The following is a 22,786-nucleotide window of genomic DNA, read 5'->3' as shown; positions in this document are numbered from 1 at the left end:
AGAAGTCGTTGATCATGTGACTTTCGGTTCGGAGGTGAAACGCCACTGCACAGCCCGCAGAGAGGCCGACGCGGACGGATGCCCCACCCTGAGGCCGGCAGCGGGCCCGCCGAGGACGTACCCCTCCCATGCGTCCGAGCACACCGAGCTCCTACTCCAGCTGCGCGAGCGCCTGCTCGTCACGGTCCAGGCCTCGGGCACTGTGAATGTGCCCTGGTGGCAGCCGATTCGCCTGCACACAGTCACTCCCCGGCAGTCGGCTGGTCACCCCGTGACAGCCGTGATCACTACCACTGCGCAACGCGAGCAGGGACAACCGCTCCGTCCTCGCTGACGCCCATCCGGTGCCACCACCAGACCCATTCACAGATCTGATGGGGCTGTTGCTGCGCAATGCCTCGGCGCCCGGCAGGCGTCAGCCGCCGCCCGCGCAGCCGGATGGCGGGTTCGTCTGCGCGACGCTCGTCCGTCGTTCTACGCTCGCCTGGTTGCGCCGTGGGGAGGAGCTGAGTGATGACCGCGATCGCGATACCGTCGGAGGTGGCGACGCCGGACACGGCGCTTCCGCTCTCGTCCTTCCGCGGCTGGCGCTACGCGGCGGAGGCCGCCGTCTACCGGAACAGCGTCGAGGAGCTCTTGGCCGAACCAGCCACCGTCGACCGGCTGCAGATCCGCCCGGAGGTCACTGCGGACGCGGTGCGCGCGGCCATGCACGGAACCGCCGCCGTGGAACGGGTTCTGCTCCTTGCCAGGGTCGACCACGAGGCCGTCTGCTCGACGCTTGACGAGCGGGTGAGGCACCGGCGGCGCCTGGCCCGCGCCCGGGCCCAGATCGGGCTGGAACCGGCCACGGTGGCAACCCTCCTGGTCATGGTCGGCATGCTTGTCAGCGCGAACGGGTCCGGCGTTTTCTGGTCCACCTCGCGGGTAGCAGCGGTGGTGGCCGCGCCTGCCGTGGGCGCTTGGCTGTGGCGCCGCCCTCGCGCATACCGGCAGCTGCGCAACATGCCCGTCTACGTCCGCTTCCGCCTGGGGGTGTGGGCGGCCACCGGCTACGCCGACGCCGCCCTGCGGCGGCTTGCAGCGGAGTTCACCGCCCGCAGCATGCGCCAGGTCCTCCTCGAGGTGATCGAAGCGCTGCTCGGCGAGGACCCGCACTCCGTGCTCGTGTACGACGGCTACCACGGGCTGCGGGCGCGGCGGGACTCCCGGTTCTTCGTACGGAGCCTGTGCGCCGGGCAGTTGGCGCGCAAGCTGAGCCTGATCGACGGCGGCACCATCGCGCTCAGCGGTCCGCGCGGCGTGGGCAAGACCACTCTCCTGGACGCCGCGAGCAGGCTGCTCCGGCCCGCGACGGCGGAAGTCGCGGAACCCGACCTGGTGATCCGTGTCGCCGTACCCGCCGCCTACACCCCGTACGACTTCCTGCTGTCCTGCCTGGTCGGCGTGTGCGAGCAGTACCTGCGGCGGAGCGGGCAACCCGTGCCCGACTTCACCCGGCTGTCGGGCTTCGTACGGCTGGGCCGCCGAACCGCGGGCCTGGCCCGCCACGCCGTGCGGTGGCTCCTGTTCGCCCTGCCCGCCGCCGCCCTACTCGTCCTGGGCGCTGCTGTGACGGTACGCGCTTGGTGGAACGGGCACCGTTCGGGCCTCATGTCCTTCGCGACGGGTGTCGCCCAGGACGCTACCCACGTGGTGGGCGAGCTCTGGCGCGGTCAGTACGTCATGGTCAGCCTGATGGTCGCCTGGACGAGCTTCCTGGTGTGGGGTCTTCGTGCGCCGGGTCGCTTCCGAAGGTTCCTCGGGCTGGGAGAGGAGCGCCGGGCCGGCTGGGTGCTGCTGTCGGCGCTCGGCTGGCTGTTGGTCGCGGTGCCGGTCCTGGACGCTCTGGTGGCCGTGTACGACGCCGTCGACATCGTGCCCGACCGAACCAGCTGGACCAGCCGACCGGGTGCGCCCTCGGATGGGCTGACAACCGTCCTCGTCACGCTGCTCGTACCGCTGTGCGCGTTCCTGCTCGTCACGTATTCGCACTTCCCTCGTCGTCTGACCGCAAGCGATCGCGTGCTGGTGGCGCTGACCGCGGCGGGACTGGCCTGCATCGGGTGCATGAAGATCTACCCGACGACCCGGCCGGTCGTGTCCGACGCCGAAAACCCCGGCCGGCTCGCGGTGCTCCTGCTCGGACTGCTGCTCGTCCACTGTTCCTTCGAGCGGCGCAAGCGGCACGCGACGCAGACCGACCTGACGAGGCGCTGCCTGGACCAGCTCTTCCGGCTCCGCACGGTCCAAGGCACGTCCGCCGCCCTCAGCCTCGCCCCCGGGACCCCGTTCGGGAGCGCGCACGGCTCCACCCTCTCCACACTGCCGCCGAACTTCCCCCAGCTGGTCGCGGAGTTCCGGTCCTTGGTGGGGGCGATCGCGGAGGAGCTGGGCGGGCAGGGCGACGGGCGGTTGTTCCTGTGCATCGACGAACTGGACCGGATGGCCACCCCGGCACAGGCGCGGACGTTCCTCGGCGAGGTCAAGGCGATCCTCGGCGTACCGCGGGTCTACTGCCTGGTGTCGGTGGCCGAGGACGTCAGCGCGGGATTCGTACGCCGCGGCATGCCGTACCGCGACACCACGGACAGCGCCTTCGACGACGTCGTGCACGTCCGCCCTATGACGCCTGCCGAGTCGGTGGCGATCCTGGAGGAGCGCGTGCCCCGGCTCCCCCTGCCGTACGCGATCCTCGCCCACGCCCTGTCCGGAGGCATCCCGCGGGACCTCATCCGCTACGCGCTCAGCCTGGTCGAGCTGCGCCAGAGTACCCCGTACGTGGAACTGCGCGACATCGCGCTCGTGATGCTGGCCGAGGAACTGTCCGACACCCTGGCCGGCTTCCGGACCCTGCTCGCCGCGCAGCCGTGGACAGCCGAGACAGCCCCGGTCATGGTCGACTACCGGATCCTCACCGAGCAGCTGGATGCAGCGCGCCCGGAACAGGGCGCCGCCCTTGTACGCGCCCTACGGGACTTCGCGGCGCCGGCGACGCCTGCCCTGCCCGCTCCCGGCGTGCCGGGATCCGGCGGGCCGGACGAGGCGGCCTTGCCTGAGGCCACGCGCCCGCTGATCGCCGAAGCCCGCGCGTACGTCGCATACGTGCTCACCCTGCTTCAGATCTTCACCCCTGCGGACTTTCGCCGGCGCAGCCACGACGTCGCGCTGGCAGACCCGGACGGCTCGGTCCAACGTCTGGCCGACATGCGCCTGGAACTGGCCGTCTCGCCGTACAGCGCCCTCGTTCTCATCGACCGGGTCAGGCACGCCTGGGGCCTTTCCCCGCTGGCCGCAGCGCCACTGCCGCCCGGCCCGACGCCCGGCACCTGACCGGGACCGTTGCCCCATGCTCTCGGAGCCATCGGCTGAGCAGTTCGGCGTCCCTGCCCTCCCAGTGTGTGAGCGGGAGTCGGCTGGTGGCGCCGACCAGGAGGGTGCCGTAGGTGTCGCCGTGGAGCGCGAAGCCGTCCACCCCCAGCACCCGGGGTGTGACCAGCGGCGGCAGCGGCATCCGCATCAGCTGGGCGAGCACGGTGCACCGCGAGAGTTTGACGCCCGCGCCCTTCAGCGCCAGGTCCACTCCCCCGCCGGGCGCGTGGCGTTCGACGCCACTTTCGGCCACCGTCCAGCGCCTCGAACACGAGGTCGGGCAGGACGCCGGTGGTGACGGCCCCGACCGTACGGCGGTGTCGTCGTCCAGGTCCCTTGGCCTTGCGCAGGACACCGACGGTCAGCGCGCAGTGCAGCAGGCCCTGCCGGATGGTCGCCAACTCGTACTCGAAGGTGTGGCGGGCGCCGTGGGCGGCGAACAGCAGGCACGGCGTTGGGTCAGTGGGGGAATGTCAGATTGGCCGAAGGCGGAAGCCGCCCGGTTACCGGCGGGGCCCGATGCCGAACCTGCTGCGGTGCTTCGCGGCCGCCGCCCGTCCGGCTTCCGCCGGCCACGCGCACGGGTGCCGACCGGGCCCGGGACTTCCGGGCCCGGTCGGCGTGTTCCGGTCACATGCTCGCGCCGGTCATACGGACGTGCCGGTCATACGGTCACGCTCGTCACGCGCAGGGTGGGTCAGCGGCGCAGCTTCAGGCGGTGTACCCCGCCGTCGACCGCGCCGACGTAGAGCGTGCGGCCGTCGGGGGCGGCGGCCAGCTTGGTGGTGTCGGTGTTCTGCAAACCGCTCGAGATGTTCTCCCACGTGAGACCGTTGTCGGTGCTGCGCAGTACGCCCCGGCCGCCCTGGACGAGTCCGGACGCGGTCGAGCCGGCGGTGGCCGCGTAGAGCGCACCGCCGACCCGCAGCAGGTCCGAGACGTGGACCGCGAGCGGGCCGGTGTCGGCAGTGCGGAAGGTCTTGCCGCCATCGGTGCTGACCCGGACGGACGAACCGCCGACGACCAGGCGTCGACCGTCCATCACGATCGCGGAGACGGGGCCTTCGGCGACCTTGGTCGTGGTGACACCGCCGTCGTCCGAGCGGTAGAGGCCCGAGGCGTTGCCGAGCCAGAGGCGCCGCGGGTCGCGCGGGTCACCGGCCATGGCATCGAAGGACCTCTCATGGAAGAGGTTCTTCCATGTCCTGCCGCCGTCGGAAGTCGCGAACAGCCCGTCGCCGAGGATGCTCCTGAAGCTGATCGCCACCCGGTCCGGGTCGGCCGGGTGGACCAGGATCGAGGTCGGTATCTCCGACGACGTGCCCTTCACCTGCCAGGTTCGGCCGGCGTCACCGCTGCGGGAGACCTCGAAGAGGCCGGTCGCGGTGCGCCGGACCTGCCACACCACCTTGGTGTCCTTGGGCGAGACGGCGATGTGCGAGGTGAGACGACCGGTCCTGCCCTCTGCACCGGACTGGCCCCACTCGGGGCCGGCGACGGGGATCGCGGTGCGGTAGGTGCCGCTCACCGTTCCGGCGAGCAGTTGGTCGCCGCTGGCCGCGAGGGCGAAGGTGGTCAGGCCCTGGACGCCGATCCTCCGGTAGCCGGTGCCGTCGGCCGAGCCGCGGTACAGGCCGTCCTGTTCGCTGGACACGGTCACCGAGCCGTCGGCCCAGCGGTCGTAGTCCATCGCGATGGCGGCCTTCGAGGGGGCGGGTACGGGCTTCCAGGTCTTGCCGTGGTCGCGGCTCACCTGCCCGGCGCCGAACAGCGCGCGCAAGTACAGGTCGCCGCCGGAGGCGGACAGTCCGTTGCCGCCTTCCGCCAGGGGCAGCAGGGTGGACCAGGTGCGGCCCTTGTCGTAGGAGCCGCGGACGCCCGTACCGGGGACGTAGGCCGCCACCACGGTGGAGTCGGCCGCCATGCCGCGGATGGTGCTCACCGGCTCGTCGAGGACGAGGTGCGCCGTACCGGGATCGCCCTTGCCGACGCCGTCGATCCGCCAGACGCTGTCGAAGGTCGCCAGGTACAGGGTGTCGCCGACGAGGGTGGCGTCGCGGACGTCACCGGTCACGCCGGTGGGGTACGTCGCCCAACTGTCGCCCGCGTCCGTGCTGACCAGCAGCGTGCCGTCGACCATCGCGGCGAGGGTACGGGTCTGCTCGTCCGCGACGAACTCGTCGATGTGCGCGTCGGGCACGTCGAGCTTGCGCCAGGTACGGCCGTTGTCGTCGGTGCGCAGGATCGTGCCCCGGCGGGTGGGGTCGCCGGCCGTGTTCACGGCGTACCACCAGCGGTCGGGGCGGTGGGCGTCGACCACGACCGCTCCGGTGCCGTTGCCGTCGGCGATGGGCAGCCGGCCCACCTGGCGCCAGTTGGCGCCTCCGTCGGTGGTCAGCCAGGGGGCGGCCTTGCGGAACTGGGTCACGACGGCCTGCTTCGGCCGGGCGGGCGAGAGCGCGACGTGGCCGGCCTCGCTGTTCGGGCCGACGGGCTCCCAGCGGTCGCCGCGGCTGCCGACGGGGGTGACCTCGAAGGCGCCGGCTCCGGTGATCCGCCGGCCGTCGGTGGTCGTGGCCCGCACGGCCAGCTGGTAGGCGCCGGCCGCCTTCCCGGTCACGTCGGCCTGGTAGTAGCCGGCGCCGTTCATGGTGGTGGGCAGTGTGAAGGCCTTGCCGTGCGGCGGCGTGACGGTGATCTCCGGCGGCGCGTTCAGGGCGGCCGGGGCGGCGACGTGCACGGTGGAGCGGCCGTCGCTCGGGTCGGGGGACGCCTGGACGACCAGGTGCCGGACGACGAGCAGGTACGGCACCCGGAGGGCCGGGCCGCGCGCGGGGGTGGCCGTGATCTGGCCGCTGATCTCCGTGTCGGTGGCCGGGCGGTCGGCGCGCAGGGTGACAGAGACGGTCGAGGACCCCCCGGCGGGGACGGTGACCCGCGCCGGGGACACGGTGGTGGGCCCGGTACTGCTGAGGGTGATGGTCAGCGGCTCCTTTCCGGGGTTGGCCAGGCGTACCTTCGCGGTGCCGCCGACGGTCCTGTCCGCCAGGTCGGCGAGGCCGAACGACACGGTCGTCGGGAAGGCGCTGAGGGTGGCCGACGCCGCGGCGGCCACGTCGAGCCGTCCGCTGCCCTGGACGGTGGGGCCGGTGCCGGCGAGCTGCTTCGCGGTGCCGACCAGCGCGGACCTGATCCCGTCGGGGTCCTGGTCCGGGCGCAGTTGGCGCAGCAGGGCGGCGGCTCCGGCGACGTGCGGGCTCGCCATCGAGGTGCCCGACATGCGGTAGACGCCGGGTTCGTACATCGAGGTGGGGATCGCGGAGCGGATCTCCACGCCGGGTGCGACCAAGTCGGGCTTGAGGCCGAAGCCGGTGCCGGGTCCGCGCGACGAGAACGAGGCGATCTCGTCGGTGGAGTCAGTGCCGCGCAGGGTGACGGACACCTGGCCGGCGGCCAGTTCACGGCTCAGCTGGGCGTACTGGGTCGTGTCGATGCCCATGACGACCAGGCGGTCCATGCGCAACGAGTCGCCGGAGGCGGCGGTCCGGGTGAGGTCGGGGCGGGCGGGGGTCGCCGGGGCCTCGACCGTTCCCGGGGTGGCGGCGAGCACGGGTCCGTCGTGGGCCGGGAGGCCGCCGAGCACGGCAAGCGCGCCGCGCTTCTCGGCCTCGCGTGCCCAGTCGATGTCGCTCTGGCTCAGGACGTCCGTACCGGGTGCGACGAGAACGTCGGCCCGCAGGATCTTGCCCCGTACGTCACCGATCCGCTTCCAGTCCTCGGCGGTGCCCGCGCCGACGTCCACGAGCGGCGCGGTGACCGGTTCCCGGGGCGGGTTCGCGGACAGGATGCCCCGGTACGTCTGGATCAGTTCGGGCTCCTTGCCCGCCAGGTACGCGCTGGGTGTCCGCATCCCGCTGGTGGAGGCCCCGACCGCGATGACGCCGTCGGCCGACGCCGGACTGTTGACGGTGCCGCTGCCGGGTCCGTCGTTGCCCGCCGCCGCGACGACGACCACTCCGGCCCGCACGGCGGCGGTCGCCGCGCGGCCCAGCGGGTCGGTGCCGTCACCGGGGCCGCCGAGGCTCATGTTGATGACGTCGGCCGGGTGGGGGTTGGCCGGGTCGGCCGCCGCCTCGATGCCGGCGATGATGTCGGAGGTGTAGCCGCTGCCGTCGGCGCCGGTGACCTTGTAGGCCAGTAGGCGCGCGTCGGGCGCCATGCCGGTGACGCCTCCCTTCTTGGCCGCCTTGCCCGCGATGATGCCCGCGACGTGGGTGCCGTGACCGTTGTCGTCCATCGGGTCGTCGTCGCCATTGGCGAAGTCGAAGCCGCCGACGACCTTGTGGCCCTTGCCGAAGCCGCCGCCCAGGTCGGGGTGGCCGTAGTCCACGCCGCTGTCCAGGACCGCCACGACGGTGCCCTTGCCGGTGGCCTTCACCCCGGCCGGGTCCTCGCGCTTCCACACCTCGGGCGCGCCGGTCAGCGGCACGCTGCTGTCCGTGCGCACCTGAATCCGGGTGTCGGGCCGGACGGCGATGACGCCCGGCAGCGCGGCCAGCCGCGCCGTCTCGGAGGCGGGCACCGTCATCGCCACGGCGTTGACGAGCAGGCCGAGTTGGCGGGGTGAGGCGGGGTGCAGTCCGGCTTTCCGCACCGTTCCGACGAAGGCGTCCTGCCGTTCCGCCAGGGCCCGCCGGGCGTCGCCGACGGCGGAGGCGGTGCCGGCGGCCAGGGATGTGAGCGAGCCGCCGGGCGCGGCTGCGACGGCGGCGTCCCCGGACAGTTCGACGATGACCCGCTGGTTCGGGTCGGGTGACTGCGCGGTCGCGGTGCCGGGTATCGCGGTGAGCGTCCCGGCGAGCGCGACGGTGGTGACCGTGACGGCCACCAGGCGTCGGATTCTTCGTGGGTTCTTGGCCATGGGTAGTAGTCCTAGCGCCGAAGTCACTCTCCGTACAACGGCTTCTGTCGGCCCATTGCTGCCGCTGGCACAAGTGGGCCAGTATCCGCATATGACGAACGAGCTCACCGCCGCAGGTATCGATCCGTTCGACGAGAGCGTCTACAGGGCCGTGTTGACCCGGCGTACGGCGGTCCCGACCGAGCTCGCCGCCGACCTCGGCTGCTCCCCTCTCCGCGCCGCCAGGGCGCTGGACCGGCTGCACGACCACGGCCTGGTCGGGCGGCTCGCGGGCGTCCGCCGCCGGTACGCGGCGATCGAGCCGGGAGCCGCGGTCGAGTCCCTGGTACGCACCAGGGCCGCGGAGTTGGACCGGGTCCGTTCGGCGGCGGGCGAGCTGTCCCGCCTCTTTGCGGCGGCTCAGGCCGGCACCGCAGGAGAGGATGAGGTGGAGATCGCCACCGGCCGCGAGGCGCTCGGCCGCTGGTTCGTCCGCCTCCAGCAGGAGGCGCGCGAGGACGTCATGACACTGGACCGGCCGCCGTACGCACTGACCACCTCCAACCCGGTGGAGAGCACGGCGCTGGGGCGCGGCGTGCGTTACCGCGCGGTCTACGCCCCCGAGGCGCTGGAGTGGCCGGGGGTGCTCGAGGACATCCGCGGACTCGTGCGCCGCGGCGAGCAGGCCCGGGTGATGCCGGGCTTGCGGATCAAACTGGCCATCGCGGATCGCCGGCTGGCGCTGATGCCGCTCTCCCTGGACCTCGACGGCGTGCGCGCTGCGGTCATCCGCCCTTCCGCCCTGCTGGACGCCCTCACGGACTACTGGGAGCTGTGCTGGAAACAGGCACTGCCGCTCGACGTGCCCGCCGAGGACCCGCTCGGTGAGGAGGACCGCCTGGTGCTCACCCTGCTGGTCAGCGGCCTCAAGGACGAGGCCATAGCCCGCCAGCTCGGCTGGTCGGTCCGCACCATGCGCCGACGCATGAGCCGCCTCCACGAACTCCTGGGCGCGGTGAACCGTTTCCAGGCCGGCGTCGTCGCGGTCCGCCGCGGCTGGATCTGACCCGCCACCGGCCCGGGGCAGACGCACCTGGCGGTGATCCCGCCACCGGCCACGAGCGCTTTGGGAGGCCGCTGCTCTGGGTCTCGGACGGGCTCATCGTCCGTGATGCCGGCATCGGCAACCTGACCCGAGTACTCATCGGACTGGTCAAAACGATGAGTTCACGCAGGTCCTTCAGCGGCTCGACGGCCGACAGCTTCCGGCGGTCAGAGACTTCGACCAGCTCAACGGCCTGCTCCGCCGCCTTGTCCGGGAAGCCGCAGGCCGCCACATCGCACAGCCCGACACCTGCGCTCCACCAGCTCCTGGGGCTCTCCATCCCGCCCCTTTCTCCCAGCCGGAACCACGGCCGACGTGTCAACCCCTCACACATCAGCAGGACGGCGCGGGCCGCCACCGGTGTGGTGGCGGCCCGCGCGGGGGCGTCAGAGGCGGTCTCTCACGCCGCGGATCGCAGGCCCTCACAGATCTGACACAAGGGACCGGCTCCGTGTCCGTTCGATCAAGAGACGGGCTCGTATACGACCGTGGTGTCGGGGCAGTCCTCCACCAGACCCAGGAGCGCCTGCCGTTCGGCGTCTTCCGCGGCCAGGCCCCAGCGCAGCTTGGTGGCTACCCAGGTGGTCGCGTACTGGCAGGTCATGCTGTCCGGGGAAGACGGACCGCCATCAGGTGTCTCTCACGACCCAGGGACCACAGTCAGGGCTTCAGAGCGTCAGCCTCCCGGACCTTGTGCAGGTGGACGAGGACGTCGAAAGACTTGGCGAGTGCCACATCGCGCGGTTCGGCGGGGAACTGGGTGCCGAGGTTGAGTGTGGGCCGGGCGATGTCCAGCCAGGCACGCGCGGTGGCCGGGGCGTGGCGGACGTCGAGGTAGAAGTCCCGGTGACGTACCTGGTCGAGGGTGTTTTCGTTCCTGCCGGGGCCGGCGGCGCCCACGGTGAACTTCTTCCATTCGCCGCCGAGGGCCGCGTCCTTCGACAGGAAGGAGCCCTCGTTGAAGGTGAAGCCGATCGGGAGGTAATCGTTGGCCATCGTGTCGCGCAGGAACGATCCCTGTGTCTTGGGATACATCTTGGCGTCACTGGCGATGTAGCCGACATGGTCGTTGTGTGCCGACAGCAGCACCTTGCCGCCGGTTTGCTGCTGCCACCAAGTGACATTCTGGGCCATCACCTCGTCGCGGAAGCGCTGGGAGGTAGCCACCGAGTTGGGGTCCGTGAGGTCCATCGTGAGGAATTTGGTGGTCTGGGCGATGGACCGGGCGTTCTGCTCAGCCCACGTGAAGGCCTCCGTGTCCGAGCCCTTTCGGCTGCTGACCAGTTCCAGGGCCTGCTGTGCCTTCGCGGCGAGCTGCCGGCGTTCCTCGAGCGGCTTGGCCAGGTAGGCGAAGACGTCGTCGATCGGGCGCAGGCCGGCGTAGAGCTCGTTGAGCCGTGGCAGCGCCGCTGGATTATTGCGCTGCACGTAGCCGGTCACCTTGCCGAAGAACTCGTCGCTCAGTTTGGGTGCGCCGACGTCGTTGCCCATGAAGTGGACAGTACGGCCGGGGTGGCTGCGGTTGTAATCTCGCATCCATTCGAGGAGGCTCACGAATTCCTCCCGCTCCCACGGGGAGTTGCCCAACGCCTCCTTGGCGATCTCACGGACGTCTCCGTTGCCGGTCTGGAGATAGTCGTCGATCTGGAGCCCTGCGGGCCAGCTCATCTCGAGGGAGAAAGTGGTGAACCCCTTCTTTTCCACGAGGAATCGGAAGACCCGATCCTTCATCGTGAAGAACTCGTGGGAGCCGTGAGTGGCCTCACCGAGGCCGACCACCTTGGCATCGCCGACCATCGAGGCCAGAGGGCGCAGGTCAGCCGTGTTTCCTCCCGGCTCCGTCGAGCGCAGGGGGTGCGCCGCGCGCTCCAGCGCGCGGACCTCGCCCTGCTTCGCCTGAGCCATGTCAGCGGGTGCCGCGTGAACCGCCACAGGAATGAGAACCGCTCCCATCACTGCCACTGCGGTGGCCAGCAGTCCCCGTCGGCCAATGCCCTTCCAGCGTCCATCCATGTGCTTTGTTCCTCAAATTGCGTTTCTGTTACTTGAGAGAATTTTTGCCTCGAATGCCCAGCCACGAAAGGGGGTCAACCTCCGAGACGTACGGGGGGTAACCCCCCCGAGCTTTGATGGGGCTCGCCCCGGGGTGCGAACTCGCCGGTGACGGCGCCACGGGGGCGTACAGGACCGGGACAACGGTCGGCAGCGGCAGCACCACCACGCCCGCTAAGGGCTGTCTGACAAATGATCACCGAGCGGGGATGTGCGTGCTCGGTCCAATTGCCTTGCCGCCCTGACGCTGGCCAGTGATTCTGGGCAGGTGCCAGGACAGGGGAAAAGAAGGCGGCGGCAAGAGGACGCGCGGCAGCGGCTTGCTGCTCGCACCGCGCCGGACGCGGGACAGTGGGAAGTGGTCGTTGAGACTCGGGACCAGGCGGAGATGCGTACGCGGTTGCGCCGTCTTCGGGAGGCAGGAGTCGACGGCTCGATGATCCGGATCGACACGCTGTGCGGGCGCCTGGCGCTGCCGACTACCTACCGGCTGAGCCGTTTCGTGACGGACCCCGCGCGGGAGTCCGAGCGTGAGCACCCAGATCATTGATTTTGTGGCAGGTCGAGGTGAGTTGACGGATGCGGCGTGGGAGCGAATAGAGCCCCTGTTGCCGCGGGTGGATGGGCGTGGTCGTCCGTGGCGTGATCACCGGCAGGTGGTCAACGGGGTGCTGTGGCGGCTGCGGACCGGGGCTCCGTGGCGCAATCTGCCCGAGCGGTACGGACCCTGGCAGACCGTCTACGAGCGGTTCGCCCGCTGGAAAGCGGACGGGACCTGGGCGAAGCTGCCGGAGCACGTCCAGGTCCGCGACGACGCGGTGGGCCGGGTGGAGTGGACCGTCTCCGTCGACTCGACGATCAACCGTGCCCACCAGCACGCGGCCGGCGCCCGCAAAAAGGGGCCGCAGACGGGGACGAACTGGAAGATCCGGGCCGCTCGCAGGCGCATCAGGCCCTCGGCCGGTCCCGGGGCGGGCTGACCACTAAGGTCCACCTCGCCGTCGACGGCCGTCTGCCAGCCTCACTCTCGATGGCAACGCAATCGCTGTCGAGGGTGAGGTCGTGGATGGCAGAGCCGGTCAGGGCAAGGCGGTTGACCGATGAAGAGGGACAGAGGCTGCAGCGGAGCGTCCGGCGGGGCAGACGAGAGTCGGTGCGCGTCCGAAGGGCTTTGATCATCATGGCGTCGGCGTCGGGGACCCCGGCGACGGCGATCGCCCAGCTGGTCGCCGCTCATGAGGACACCGTTCGGGACGTCATCCACGCGTTCAACGAGAAGGGCCTGGCAGCGCTGGACCTCAGTGGGCGGGAGGCCGTCCCGGTGACCACAGCCTCGCGGCGCCGCCTGATCGACCCCGGCGAACGCGCGTGGACAACGCGCTAGCCCCTGCCGGCGGATGAGGCTGTGGCCCGCTTCTCACCGGCACTGGTCGCCCCCGCCTTGCGTCGGGTCGGGCCCGCACAACCAGCCGTTGACGGCAAAGCGACTGTCCGCGTGCTGCTTGCCAGGGCACACGACCGGTCGCACCTCGTGCCAGGCGGTGGGCAGGAAGAACACGATGCTGTCGTGCTCGGGCTCCCAGTCCCGCCAGGTGCGTTCCTCCCACTCTCCGGTCGTCTCGGTGTGCAGGGGCAGGACGGCGTCGAAGACGCGCAGCTCGCCGCCGCCGAACGGCCGGGGCGTGCGGTGCAGGTAGTAGACGAAGGTGAGCAGACGTCGGGTGGCGTACGCGGCGCTGGTGTCCTGGTGCGGCCGGTAGAAGTCCCCGTCGTTGTGCACGTTGAGGCCGTAACGGGGTTCGGTGTAGCGGCAGTCGACTCCCAGCGTGTGCTCGACCGCCTCCCGGACGTCGTCAATGGCCGCCAGTAGCTCGGGCGCCTCGAAGTCGGGGCACGACCTGGACCTGCGCAGGTCGGGGTCCAGTTCCCGGTCCCGGACCATGGATGGCTTCAGCCGGTCGCCCGTGGAGGCGATGGCGCGGTCCAGCAGGAGGCCGGCCGTCCACTCGCCCAGGAACCCGGTGATGCGGCAGACCGTTGCCGGAAGCCGCCAGATCGCGTCCGTGGACACCGGCGAGAGACTGTCCGCCGTCATCGCCCCACCTCGGACGGGGTCGTGGTCTCGCGCAGCCGAGTCACTTCGGCCTGGAGTTCCTCCACGTGGCGGTGGAGCGCCTGGATGCAGACCAGGGCCACGCCGAGGCCGTCGACGACGGGGATCCTGGTGTCGTCCCGGTTGAAGCCGAAAGCGGCGTGCCAGTCCTGGGCCATCGGCCCGAGGTGAAGGACGTCGTCGGGCTCCCAGAGGTAGCGCCAGGTGCTGACCGGTAGCGCGGCCACGGTCTCCAGGACGGCGAAGCCGTTGACCGCGCCGACCGGGGCCGCGGCGGTGCTGTCCCGCGTACCTGCCGCGCCGGGGTCCGGAGAAGCGTCGCCGGCCGCCCGGGCCCGCCGGTGGAGGATCCGCATCGTCACCGGCTCCAGTCGACCGGGACCACGTCCTGCTTGAGCCCGCGGTCACTGCAGAGCGAGCACGGGGAGCCCGGTAGCCCGGGCCCCTGGTCGGTGCCGACGGTGATCGCCCCGTGGGCCCCGACGGGCGCGTGGATGCCGTCGCCGACGAGCGCGGCTTCGTAGCCGCCGAGCAGCTCCTGGAGGGTTCCGGGGCCCAGATTCTCCGGGGCGGTGATGGAGGCCACGCCGTCGTAGTCGGTGTAGGCAGCCCCGAGCGTTCGGCCGCCGACGGTGGCGAACACGATCTTCGCTCCCCGGATGGGTTCCCCGGTGAGGGCGTCGGAGAGCATCGCGTGGATGTTCTCCAGCTGCATCTGGGTGACGTTCAGGGTGGCCTGGCTGGTCGTGAGCCTGACCGGCTTCAGGCTGGGGCATTCCGCGCCGTTGCACGGCGCGGGCGACGAGGGGGTCGCGGTCGCGGTGACACCGCTCCCCGCGCCCAGCGACGCCAGAGCGGCTGCCATCACCGCGACGGTCCTACGTCCAACAGAACCCATGTCCACTCCCTAGGAGCCGCCCGGGCGCGCTCCGCACCAGCGCAGGAAGGCCGGGACGGTCCTGGCACGTGCGGCACTCGACCGGTGCCGCCCCCTGTGGGACGACGCGATCGACCGTAGCCACACCCGTCCGGCCCGGGCGTCCGATGAACACGAATACGCACCATCTGATGAACCGCCGACGGCGCCGTGACGAACGCGGACGATTCATATCGGCCAGTGAGCCTTTTCAGCGTTGCCTCACCAGGGTGAGGCAAGGCTGAAAAGGCTCAGTGACTCTCGTGCTTGGTTCAGGTGGAGTGACGAACCGTTTGATGACGTCTGCCCCCGCGAGGCCTTGGGGAATTGCGTGACCGCAGTCCCTGGGGAATTACGCACTCTGTCGCTGATCTCGTGATGTCAGCCGTCGAAGCGGATCCAGTCGACGGGCAGGTCGGCCAGCGGTGCCAGGGCGCTTCGGTGGCCGGCGCCGGACCAGACATCGAATTCTTCGCCGCCCCCGTTGCTGACGCGCACCACGAGGCCAGGGCCACGTAGAAGTGGGTGGGTGCCCAGGGCCAGAAGGGACGCAGGGGTACAAGGTGCAGTGTTGGGGTGAGTTGAGCGACCTGTGTTGCCGTGAGCCTGCCCGGCAGGGCCCTCGACCTCCCCGACCGCGGTCCCCCCAGTACGGACGGGACCGGCGGGTGGGGATGGTTCATGATCAAGCGACTCGCCACCCACATCCGCATCAAGCCGGTCGCAGAAGGTGGCAAGACCATCTGCGCGGAGCTCCCCTGGTAGCAGCCGCTATCGGCCCGTTCGGATTGCTGTCGGCCGGGGCGAGCTCGTCAGCGGGACGGGTCCCATGCTTCGGGGCCGGCGCCGCGCCATTCCACGATTCGGGATCGGTGAGGTGCACGTCCTCGGCGTCCTCGAGCCCGGCCGAGGCGAGGAAGACGCGGATGTCGGCCGGACGGCGCGCGACTCCGATGGCGACGCCGTCGTAGCGGACACGACGCCAGCACTGCTCGTCGGGCGGGTAGACGGCACTACTCGTCGGGCGGGTAGACGATCAGCTTGGTGGGCATGCCTCCACCATGGTGCCCCCGGCTACCGCGCGGCAGGCCGTATGCGGCCATCCGGGCGTTGGAAGCGCGATCGGTACCTCACCGGGCCACGTATTGTCTTGTGGTCCAAGACGTGTGGAGGCCGACGTGGCACGTGATCGGATCGGGCTGGCCGAGGTGCTGGCGGCGGCGGAGGCTGCCGCTCCGGTGGACTCCCTCGACGTAGTGGCACGTAATCTGCGGGACCGGTTCGGCGCACGCTATGTGTCGTTCCTGTTCGTCGACATCGTGGGCCGGCGCATGCTGCGGGTCCACGACACAGGGGGCATGCATCCGGAGGACCAGGCCGAGCGGATTCCCCTCGCCGACAGCGGCGTCTACGACGAGGTCCTGCGCACCCAGAAGCTGGTGCGGGGGCCGGAGGGCGATCACGGGCAGCGGGTGCTGGCGCCGGTGACGAACCGCGGCGACACCATCGGCGTCCTGGAGCTGTACCTCACCGAGGTCACGGATGATGTCCTGGAGCAGGTGGAGGAGGCCGCGCACGCGCTGGCGTACATCATCGTCACCGACCGCCGGTTCACCGACCTTTACCACTGGGGCAACCGCACCACCACCGTCAGCGTCGCCGCGGAGATCCAGCGTCAGCTCCTGCCCTCCGCCGCTGCCTGCGAAGCCCCCCAGTTCACGCTGGCCGGCTCCCTGGTCCCGGCTGCCACCATCGCCGGCGACACCTACGACTACAGCCTCGACAACGGCACCCTGCACCTGTCCATCACCGACGCCATGGGCCACGACGTCCACGCGTCCCTGATGGCCACCCTCCTGGTCAACGCCTCCCGAGGCGCCCGCCGCGCCGGCCAAGACCTCGCCGAACAAGCCCGCCAAGCCCACCAGGCCCTCCTCGACCACGGCCACCGCACCTTCGTCACCGGCCAGCTCCTGCGCATCGCCCTCGACGGAACCCGCGCCCAGATCGTCAACGCCGGCCACCCCCAACCACTGCTCCTGCGCGACGGCACGGTCACCGAACTCGAACTGGCCGTGAACCTGCCCTTCGGCCTCACCAACCACCTGGGCGTTTACCAGGTCCAGGACCTTGACCTGCGCCCCGGTGACCGTCTCCTGCTCCACACGGATGGCATGCAGGAACGCGAAGCCGAAGCGGTCGACCTGCCGGGGCTCCTGCGCAAGACGGCCGACGAGCATCCGCGTGAAGTCGTGCGCGCTCTGGTCGGCGCGGTCACCGACGTCTATGACGGCCGGCCGCCGCGAGACGACGCGACCGCGCTGTGCGTCGACTGGCACGGCCCCGGCACCGGCATCCCCGCGACCTCCTGAGCTCAGCCCGCGCAATACCCGAACTGCGGCTGGAGCGGCCGCGGCCGCGATGGTGGCCGGCACCGCCGCGCGAACCAGCTCCCGAAGAGCCGCGTGCCCCGGCGCCTGTACGCCCACGTTGGCCAGCCGTTCCGCTGCTCGGCCGACAGCTGCGCCCAGGTGCTCGGCTGCTTCTGCCGTGCCAGCCAATTGCCCAGGTCGTCGCCCTCGAAGCCGACCCGCCGCTGCGGGCCTAAAGTTCCCGGCGTGGTGATGCGCCTGCGCACTGCCGGCGTTTTCGGGGCCGCACCGCAGGAGCCCTATGCAGCGCGGTGCGCTTTGTGCGGGGACACCCGCAGCAGCGCCCTTGCCGGAAGGGGCCGGCCGGTGGACCGGCGGGCGCGTTCCAGGGGTCCGTCGCACAGCGCCTGCAGGACGGGGCCGGGCTCGGTGTCGGGAGTAAGGGCGAGGTCGAAATGGGCTTCGGGATGCCGGGAGGAGCCTGTCAGCCGTGCGCGGCTCTGTTGGACACCGGGCAGGTGCCGGGCGTCGGCTGTCAGAGCGTCGCTGAGGGACCGCTCGCCCAGTTCCACTCCGTCCACGGGGTCTGCGCCGACGGGTAGGGGGCCGGGATGAGTGCGGCGCAGTTGTGTCAGCAGCCACCACAGGGCGAGCAGGACGACGATGGCCAAAACGGCGATGACCGCGGGCCACCACCATCCCTCGTCCACCCAGCGAGTGCGGCCGGCGTCGTCGAGTAGGACGTCCTGGGGAGTGATCAGGGGCCAGCCGTCGGGTGGTGTCATGCGCCAGTGCCGGTAGAGGTCGAGACTGCCCGCCAGGATCAGGAGGCCGGTGCCCAGCAGGACGATTCCTGCCACGGCCAGGAGGACTCGGTTGATTGCGGATTTCCTCTTCATGGGATCCCATTCCCGTCTCTCGCTCGGCGGCAGGCCGACCAGGTGCCGACTACTTGCGGCGTGGGCGCACCTTGACGGCGAGCCGAGGAGGACGCGCGAGTTCCAGCCGGTCGAGTTCCGCTTGCAGAGCGACCAGGAGATCGGCCTTGACGTCGGCGAGGGCGCGGTAGCGCACGTCCGCGCGCGCTCCGATGCGGTTGTGGAAGATCCGGACCCGGGCGGCACTGACACCGGCAACGCGCATCGCTGCATCCCGCAGCAGGAGTTCTGCGCCGGCGCGGTCCAGCACGGCGTGCGTCTGTGCGTCGGGGGTTTTCAGGGGCAGCCTGTGGCGCAGACCGGGGGTGAGTGCCATGACGAGCAGCCAGACGCCGAGGACGGTGATGACGGCGGCACCGATCTGTATCCAGATGTCGTCCAGTGGGCGGGTGGCCAGTTCGTCGGCCAGGCGCGTGCGCCAGGCTGCGGCAGTCTGGTCGGCGCGGACCCTGACGACGTCGAACAAGAGGGTGCCTGCCGCGGCCCCGATGAGCAGGGCCGTGAGCGCGGCGGGTATCCGGCGAGTGGACCAGGGGCGGGGAGTCGGCGGGCGTTCGGCCGCAGGCTGTTTGGCCAGTTGCTCCACCGTGCGGGAGGTCACCTCGTCGGATGCGGTGAGCTGCTCCGTTGCGGTTGGGGGTTCTTGGTCGCGTTCCATTCCGGCTCTCCTTCCCGGGGGAATGCGCTCCGGTTCACTGCACGCGCCGGTGTTCCTGGCCATCTGCGGAAACCAGGTGCTCGATGGCGAGGGCCACCTCTGTGACGCGCATCCCGGTGAGGTGGGCTACCCGCTCGCTGATGTAGTGCTGCACCTGGCGGGAGGTGGTGGCGAGGTCTGCCGGGTAGGGCAGGTCCACTGTCAGCCTCAACCGTGCCGAGCCGCTGCCGATGGTCGCGGAAGCCTGAGGAGCCGCCAGTTTCGCTTGGGCGGCCGAGGTGATATGTGCGGCCAGTGCCTCCTTTGCGGCGCGGGCCGCGATGCGGGCCACTACCTTCTCCGGGATCGCGGTGGCGCCGCGCTCGGCCGGCGGCACGATCGCGGCCCCGGGCAGGGCAGCGCCGGGTTGCGTTGTCACTTCCCATCCCGGGAACGGGTGAAGTCGGACAGCTCGAGGTCACCCTGCAGCATGCGGCCGATAATCAGGCCCACCAGGCCCAGGAACGCCACGAGCAGGAACGCCCAGAAGCCGCCGAAATAGGCGGCGAAGCCCAGGGCCATGCCGGCAAGCAGGCCCACGGTTGCTGCGCTCATCTCACTCACCTGAACTTTCACGTCGGTCGTCTTTCGACCCGGTGGCCGTGCCGGGTCCAGGGGTCACTGCACGCGGCCCGTGGTTTCCTCGTCGCTCTCCTCGTCGGGCAGGTGGACGTCGTCGACGCTGATGTTCACCTCGACGACTTCAAGGCCGGTCATGCGCTCCACAGCTGTGATGACACTGGTGCGGACGTCGCCGGCGATGTCCACGATGGCGACGCCGTACTCCACGACTACATCGAGATCGACGGCGGCCTGCCGCTCGCCCACCTCGACCTTCACGCCGCGGGACACGCTGGGACGGCCGCCGGGAACCTTGTCCGTGACTGCCCCGAGCGTGCGGGCCATGCCTGAGCCGAGGCTGTGGATGCCCGGCACCTCACGGGTGGCCATACCTGCGATCTTTTCGACCACGCTGTCGGCGATGGTCGTCCGGCCCCGTGTCTCAGGCGAAGCTCCGGCCTGACCCGCGAGGGCCTTACCCGCAGAGCGTGGCGTCTCCCCGCTTGCGGTGGGGTTGACGGTGTCCGACATGAGGACCTCCCCATGATGTCGATCCGGGCGCGCCGGTGCGGCGCCCTCATGTTTTAGACACATGGCACGGACATTCCTCACGCTCGCAGCCGTACCATCGAGGAGGGCATACGCGGGCCGCGATTCTGCGGCAGGAAGCGAGCGACGGATGCGCAACCGGACGAGCCCCCCTCCCCCGCCCGGCACAGGTTTTCCCCGGCGGCCGGACTCGGTGTCGGCCGTCGCCGCCGTGGCCGATCAGGACGCTTCCATCGGCCCGGACGACAGCGTGCTGGTGGTATGGGCGTGCGAAGGCGATGAACAGGCCTTCGCCGTCCTGGTCCGCCGGCACAGCAGCCGTTTGCTCGCCCTCGCCCAGCATCTGCTCGGCAACCGCGCGGACGCCGAGGACGCGGTTCAGGACGCCTTCCTCAGCGCCTGGAGGCAGCTGCCGGAATTCCGGCACGGCGCCTCGTTCGGTACGTGGATGTACCGCATCGTGACGAACTGCTGCCTCAACACTTTGCGCAGCCCGCCCCACCCGCTTCCCCTGGACACCGTTTCGGAACCCGCTGCCGCAGACGCGGGCAGTTCACCGCCCCGAGTGGCAGAGGCCGACGCAGCCACAGCCGCCCTGATGCGAGCGCTACTGGAACTGCGCCCCGAGCTTCGCGCGTGCTGGGTCCTGCGGGAACTGCATGACCTGCACTACGACGAAATCGCCCACGTGGTGGGCAGCAGCGAACAAACGGTACGCGGCAGACTTGCTCGCGCCCGACGCATACTGATGGAGGCGATGCGCCCATGGCGCTAGAAGACCCGCACCTGGCCTCCCGCGACCAGCCCGAAAGCGTGTGCGCCACGAGCGCCGAAGCACCCCTGCGCGGACAAGCCGACATGCTCGCCGGCGCGGAGTTCCTGCCCTGCGGACGCCCCCTGGGCCGCGCCTGGGAACAAGCACGCACCCCCGTCGGCATGGCAGATCCGCACATCGGCCACTGCCCCAGTTGCCAGGAAGCCATCGAAGGGCTGAGAGCGCTGGCCCTGGCCACCCGTGCTCTGCGCGCCGAGGAACGACCCGACAGCCACAGCCTCGCCAACCGAATCATCAGCGCTGTCCGCGCTGAGGTAGAGCTGGGCACCCTGCTGCGACTGACCGACCCCGAGCACGACCTGCGCATCGCAGAAAGCGCCAAAATTCTGCGCCGGGCCGCCGACACCGTGCCCGGCGCCCGCACAGCCAGCTGCCGTCTGACCCCGTCCAACGGCAACCGCGCCGTCCATGCCGTCGCCATCTCGGTCGCGGCCAAGCTCGACAAGCCGTTGCGAGAGCGCGCCGAAGCAGTGCGCCAAGCCGTACTGCACGCAGCCGAGCATATTCTTGGTCTCGCCGTCACTACCGTCGACGTAGAAGTCGACGCCGTGCTGGAGCCCTCCCGCGTGCCGAGCGACGAACGGGCTGAGCTGAGCGAAGGGTGACCGCATCCCCAGGAGCGCATCCAGCGAACCGCGGCCGAAGCAGCCATCGCCGTTCCCGGCGTAGCGGCTCGCAGCCTCACGCGCACACCACGCGACAAGCGCAGGAACAGCGAACACACCCGCGTCGATAGGTGCGCTGCGTCCTGCACGCTGACGACCGCGTCGTAGATGTCCCTCACGCTCCGGTCCAGCGTCCAGCGCCGCAGCCACGGGTCCACACGCAGAATCGTGCGACGTGCTCGGAGGGAACAACAGAGGTCAGGCCCCCACCATACGGATAACGACTACCACCGGCATACCGCAGGGATCATGAACCGTCACCACCCGACGACAACCCGAAATCCTCAGTACCCCGTGTCCAGGATTCGGGGTCAGGGCCCCTGGTGCCGTTCCTGGCGCGCTGGGCGATCGCGTGTGCTCTCTCGCACCAGCAACGCTCGATGTAGCCCGTCGCGAGCAGCGCCCCACGCGTTAGTCAACCTGCCCGCCGTGCCGGGACGGGGCCCGATTCCACCCCGAGGAGGCCTGCACTCGGGTGGCTTGACCACTCCCTCCCGGCCGCAAGACCCTACTGGATGACGGTGTCATCGCACACCGGCTTCGGCGGCGCCTTCGCAATCACGCCCCGCCAGTAGTCGGCCTCCCCGGCCGTCCCCCGGCGTGCGGGCTCGATCAGGGTGGAGAACGTCGTCGTTCCCGGCCGGGCCTCCAGGTCGCCGGGGCCGATCGCGACCACGTACCGCTCCCCGGGCTCCATCATCACCTCGCGGTTCGAGGTGGCCACCTCGAAGGAGCCGGGTGTCCCGCCGGGCTCCACCCGCTGCGACACCCCGATGACCGGGGCGAACTTCCCCTTCATCGACTCCACGATCCGTACCGGCGTCGTGACGAGCTCGGGATTCTCGGCGCCGACGGCCTGCGGGTCGTGAACGGGCTCGCCGGCGGCCTCGACCACGGCGATGCCCTGCGCGCTGGTCGCCACCTCGGCATCCGTGCCTCCGGACGGCGTCCCGCACAGGCTCTCCGTGCGCGACTCACCGCTGCTCTCCCAGACATACCAACCGCCGCCACCGAGAAGCACGGCGGCCGCCGTCCCGGCAACCGCCCACGTCTTCACGCTCATGATCAGCCCCACAGCTTGGAGTAGTTGGCTCTGTCGACGTCCTGAGGGAGATCGAAGTACTCATGGGCCGTCGGCCACATCAGCGACCGCACGTAGCCCGGCCCGCCCGCGTCCGACTTGTGGCACAGCCCCAGGGCGTGGCCCAGCTCGTGCGCCGCGATCTGCCGGCGCTTGGTATGGCTCGCGTTCTTCATCGCCGCCGTGTTGAACCGGATGTAGTCGGTCTGGCCCGGGCCTCCACGGTAGTTCCACTTCGCGGCGGCGCGGTCCTTCGGGTCGTTGTAGTCCACGAACTCGAGGTCGTTGACGGTGGTCGCCGAGTCCGGGGCCATTTTGATCGTGTGACCGGCGTACTGCCACGCCTTGAGAGCGTGCCTGTACGCGTCGGTGTAGGCCGTGTTCGCCGTCCATCTGACCTCGCCGTCGTCCACCGAGCTGTGCGACCGCGACTCGGACTCGCCCCTGACACACGGAGCGGCAGCAACGGCTGCCGCCGGGGGCGGGGCGGACAGGAGCAGGGCTGCGGCCACCGATAAGCCCGCTGACAGGCGCTTCATCCACTCCACGGTAGGGCTCCGCGGGCCGGGGATGATCGTTTCCTCTGTCCGA

At 70.5% G+C, this 22,786-nt stretch carries 20 protein-coding genes and 1 pseudogene; 8 read left to right on the top strand and 13 right to left on the bottom strand.

Translation table 11 applies throughout. The annotated features are described in order from the left end of the window. Positions 1-513: 513 nt before the first annotated feature. The gene (locus ACFWBY_RS23080) at positions 514-3,372 is read left to right on the top strand and encodes a hypothetical protein (RefSeq protein WP_385333836.1); all 2,859 of its coding nucleotides are present in this window, start codon (positions 514-516) and stop codon (positions 3,370-3,372) included. A gap of 736 nt (positions 3,373-4,108) precedes the next feature. Here the strand turns inward: ACFWBY_RS23080 and ACFWBY_RS23075 are convergent. After that, positions 4,109-8,332: a S8 family serine peptidase gene (locus ACFWBY_RS23075; protein WP_385333839.1), complete on the bottom strand. Its 4,224-nt coding sequence runs from the start codon at positions 8,330-8,332 to the stop codon at positions 4,109-4,111. Positions 8,333-8,423: 91 nt separating this feature from the next. Between ACFWBY_RS23075 and ACFWBY_RS23070 the strand changes: the two genes are divergently transcribed. Next, positions 8,424-9,377 carry a hypothetical protein gene (locus ACFWBY_RS23070; RefSeq protein ID WP_385333842.1) on the top strand — a complete coding sequence of 318 codons (954 nt, stop codon included), beginning with the start codon at positions 8,424-8,426 and terminating at the stop codon, positions 9,375-9,377. Positions 9,378-9,879: 502 nt separating this feature from the next. On the opposite strand, the gene ACFWBY_RS23065 is transcribed toward ACFWBY_RS23070, so the two are convergent. Then, entirely contained in the window at positions 9,880-10,020 is a 141-nt protein-coding gene (locus tag ACFWBY_RS23065) for a hypothetical protein (RefSeq protein ID WP_385333845.1), read from the bottom strand. A gap of 56 nt (positions 10,021-10,076) precedes the next feature. Further along, complete coding sequence (locus ACFWBY_RS23060) at positions 10,077-11,429, bottom strand: erythromycin esterase family protein (protein ID WP_385333849.1); 1,353 nt, start codon at positions 11,427-11,429, stop codon at positions 10,077-10,079. Between the two features lie 593 nt (positions 11,430-12,022). Between ACFWBY_RS23060 and ACFWBY_RS23055 the strand changes: the two are divergent. Both ACFWBY_RS23055 and ACFWBY_RS23050 read left to right on the top strand, forming a co-directional pair. After that, a pseudogene (locus ACFWBY_RS23055) lies at positions 12,023-12,480 on the top strand (IS5 family transposase); the annotation flags it as partial. A gap of 168 nt (positions 12,481-12,648) precedes the next feature. Further along, the gene (locus ACFWBY_RS23050) at positions 12,649-12,852 is read left to right on the top strand and encodes a helix-turn-helix domain-containing protein (protein WP_385334080.1); all 204 of its coding nucleotides are present in this window, start codon (positions 12,649-12,651) and stop codon (positions 12,850-12,852) included. 33 nt (positions 12,853-12,885) lie between these two features. On the opposite strand, the gene ACFWBY_RS23045 is transcribed toward ACFWBY_RS23050, so the two are convergent. From ACFWBY_RS23045 to ACFWBY_RS23035, 3 genes are read right to left on the bottom strand one after another with little or no spacing between them, the layout of a single operon-like run. After that, on the bottom strand, positions 12,886-13,563 hold the full coding sequence (locus tag ACFWBY_RS23045) for a 2OG-Fe(II) oxygenase (protein WP_385333851.1): 678 nt from the start codon (positions 13,561-13,563) through the stop codon (positions 12,886-12,888). Beyond that, complete coding sequence (locus tag ACFWBY_RS23040; protein WP_385334083.1) at positions 13,560-13,937, bottom strand: tail fiber domain-containing protein; 378 nt, start codon at positions 13,935-13,937, stop codon at positions 13,560-13,562. Before ACFWBY_RS23040 ends, ACFWBY_RS23045 begins: the two co-directional genes overlap by 4 nt. A 2-nt stretch (positions 13,938-13,939) precedes the next feature. Next, complete coding sequence (locus ACFWBY_RS23035) at positions 13,940-14,446, bottom strand: hypothetical protein (RefSeq protein ID WP_385333853.1); 507 nt, start codon at positions 14,444-14,446, stop codon at positions 13,940-13,942. Positions 14,447-15,097: 651 nt separating this feature from the next. Between ACFWBY_RS23035 and ACFWBY_RS23030 the strand changes: the two genes are divergently transcribed. Beyond that, on the top strand, positions 15,098-15,262 hold the full coding sequence (locus ACFWBY_RS23030) for a hypothetical protein (protein WP_385333855.1): 165 nt from the start codon (positions 15,098-15,100) through the stop codon (positions 15,260-15,262). A 413-nt stretch (positions 15,263-15,675) separates the two neighbouring features. Further along, positions 15,676-16,869, top strand: a complete 1,194-nt coding sequence (locus ACFWBY_RS23025) for a PP2C family protein-serine/threonine phosphatase (protein ID WP_385333858.1) — start codon at positions 15,676-15,678, stop codon at positions 16,867-16,869. A 299-nt stretch (positions 16,870-17,168) separates the two neighbouring features. On the opposite strand, the gene ACFWBY_RS23020 is transcribed toward ACFWBY_RS23025, so the two are convergent. From ACFWBY_RS23020 to ACFWBY_RS23000, 5 genes are all read right to left on the bottom strand, one after another. After that, positions 17,169-17,729: an alkaline shock response membrane anchor protein AmaP gene (locus ACFWBY_RS23020; RefSeq protein ID WP_385333861.1), complete on the bottom strand. Its 561-nt coding sequence runs from the start codon at positions 17,727-17,729 to the stop codon at positions 17,169-17,171. A gap of 88 nt (positions 17,730-17,817) precedes the next feature. Next, positions 17,818-18,465 (bottom strand): DUF6286 domain-containing protein, encoded by a 648-nt coding sequence (locus ACFWBY_RS23015; RefSeq protein ID WP_385333863.1) that lies wholly within the window; start codon positions 18,463-18,465, stop codon positions 17,818-17,820. A gap of 34 nt (positions 18,466-18,499) precedes the next feature. After that, positions 18,500-18,883 (bottom strand): Asp23/Gls24 family envelope stress response protein, encoded by a 384-nt coding sequence (locus ACFWBY_RS23010; RefSeq protein ID WP_385333866.1) that lies wholly within the window; start codon positions 18,881-18,883, stop codon positions 18,500-18,502. After that, on the bottom strand, positions 18,880-19,059 hold the full coding sequence (locus ACFWBY_RS23005; protein ID WP_385333869.1) for a hypothetical protein: 180 nt from the start codon (positions 19,057-19,059) through the stop codon (positions 18,880-18,882). Before ACFWBY_RS23005 ends, ACFWBY_RS23010 begins: the two co-directional genes overlap by 4 nt. Before the next feature lie 63 nt (positions 19,060-19,122). After that, positions 19,123-19,596, bottom strand: coding sequence for an Asp23/Gls24 family envelope stress response protein (locus ACFWBY_RS23000; RefSeq protein ID WP_385333872.1), 474 nt, complete (start codon positions 19,594-19,596; stop codon positions 19,123-19,125). Positions 19,597-19,825: 229 nt separating this feature from the next. Between ACFWBY_RS23000 and ACFWBY_RS22995 the strand changes: the two genes are divergently transcribed. Together ACFWBY_RS22995 and ACFWBY_RS22990 are read left to right on the top strand one after the other, a co-directional pair. Beyond that, complete coding sequence (locus ACFWBY_RS22995; protein WP_385333875.1) at positions 19,826-20,389, top strand: RNA polymerase sigma factor; 564 nt, start codon at positions 19,826-19,828, stop codon at positions 20,387-20,389. Beyond that, on the top strand, positions 20,380-21,054 hold the full coding sequence (locus tag ACFWBY_RS22990) for a hypothetical protein (protein WP_385333878.1): 675 nt from the start codon (positions 20,380-20,382) through the stop codon (positions 21,052-21,054). Before ACFWBY_RS22995 ends, ACFWBY_RS22990 begins: the two co-directional genes overlap by 10 nt. Before the next feature lie 568 nt (positions 21,055-21,622). Here the strand turns inward: ACFWBY_RS22990 and ACFWBY_RS22985 are convergent. Together ACFWBY_RS22985 and ACFWBY_RS22980 are read right to left on the bottom strand one after the other, a co-directional pair. Continuing rightward, complete coding sequence (locus tag ACFWBY_RS22985) at positions 21,623-22,177, bottom strand: hypothetical protein (protein ID WP_385333881.1); 555 nt, start codon at positions 22,175-22,177, stop codon at positions 21,623-21,625. A 2-nt stretch (positions 22,178-22,179) separates the two neighbouring features. Next, positions 22,180-22,734, bottom strand: a complete 555-nt coding sequence (locus ACFWBY_RS22980; protein WP_385333884.1) for a matrixin family metalloprotease — start codon at positions 22,732-22,734, stop codon at positions 22,180-22,182. Positions 22,735-22,786 lie beyond the last annotated feature (52 nt).

The organism is Streptomyces sp. NPDC060049 (assembly GCF_042736715.1).
Lineage (GTDB): Bacteria > Actinomycetota > Actinomycetes > Streptomycetales > Streptomycetaceae > Streptomyces.
Note: the sequence above shows the minus strand (reverse complement) of the source record. Positions and strands in the feature narration are given on the sequence as shown.